At 63.5% G+C, this 550-nt stretch carries 1 protein-coding gene; it reads right to left on the bottom strand.

The window, feature by feature from the left end:
• Positions 1-550, bottom strand: a 550-nt coding sequence (locus AACY19_RS26875) for a calcium-binding protein (protein WP_339454523.1), incomplete at both ends; no start/stop codon positions are given.

Here is a 550-nt window from a genome sequence, read left to right as displayed (position 1 = left end):
GTCGAGTGCGGTCAGCGAGGCATCGGTTTCGATCACTACATCGCCGACGTTGTCGACGATGTAGGTGTCGACGCCGTCGCCGCCGATCATGGTGTCAGCGCCTGCGCCGCCATCGAGGGTGTTGGCCAAGGCGTTGCCGGTGATGCGGTTATCCCGCTCATTGCCGGTGCCGTTGACGGCGTTACCGATCAGGATCAGGTTCTCGACGTTGGCGCCGAGGGTGTAATCGATGGAGGCGAACACGCGGTCGAGGGCGGTCAGCGAGGCATCGGTTTCGATGACCACGTCACCGACGTTGTCGACGTAGTAGGTGTCGACGCCGTCGCCGCCGATCATGGTGTCAGCGCCTGCGCCGCCATCAAGGGTGTTGGCCGCCGCGTTACCGGTCAGCGTGTTGTTCAGCGCGTTGCCGGTGCCGTTGATGGCGTTGCCGGTGAGCACGAGGTTTTCCAGGTTGGCGCCCAGTGTCCAGTCAATCGATGCACGGACGGTGTCGATCTCGTTCGTCAGGGTGCTGGTTTCGGTGACGGTGTCGCCGACGTTGTCGACG

Source organism: Pseudomonas sp. EA_5y_Pfl2_R50, assembly GCF_963970475.1.
In the GTDB taxonomy this organism is placed as follows: Bacteria; Pseudomonadota; Gammaproteobacteria; order Pseudomonadales; family Pseudomonadaceae; genus Aquipseudomonas.
This window is presented reverse-complemented; position numbering and strand designations above follow the sequence as displayed.